Here is a 598-nt window from a genome sequence, read left to right as displayed (position 1 = left end):
AAAAAACGTCGTTTCCAGTGTAAAAATTGTAGGAGAGTCACGGTAGCTGAGACATCTATCGTTGAGAAAAACTGCCAAATCTCCAACCTTGTCCGACAAAAGGTTGCACAACTCCTAACTGAGAAGGTGTCACTAACTGATATTGCCAGAAGGCTTCGTGTATCAACGTCCACTGTCTATCGTAAGCTTGATCAGTTTACTTTCAAGGAACATTATGACAAACTCCCAGCTATTATGTCCTGGGATGAGTTTGGGTTCAAGAAAGGTGAATTGGCTTTTGTGGCACAGAACTATGAGACAAACGAACTCATAACCATCCTTGATAATCGTCGCCAAACCTCTATACGAAACTATTTTTTGAAGTATCCATTGAAAGTACGACAACAGGTGCAGTTTATCACGATGGATATGTCTGGAGCTTATATTCCACTTGCCAAAAGACTTTTTCCAAACGCTAAAATCGTTCTTGATCGTTTCCACATTATCCAGCACCTTGGTCGTGCCTTTTTAAAGACAAGAATTGCGATTATGAACCAGTTTGATAAGAAGTCACTACCCTATCGAGCCTTGAAAAATCACTGGCGACTCTTTCAAAAAG

General features: G+C 40.5%; 1 protein-coding gene. It reads left to right on the top strand.

Annotated elements, in window-relative coordinates:
- On the top strand, window positions 1–598 hold a 598-nt coding region (locus tag HMPREF1519_RS04600), incomplete at both ends, for an ISL3 family transposase (RefSeq protein WP_037611290.1).

Source organism: Streptococcus sp. SR4 (assembly GCF_000517725.1).
In the GTDB taxonomy this organism is placed as follows: domain Bacteria; phylum Bacillota; class Bacilli; order Lactobacillales; family Streptococcaceae; genus Streptococcus; species Streptococcus salivarius_F.
This window is presented reverse-complemented; position numbering and strand designations above follow the sequence as displayed.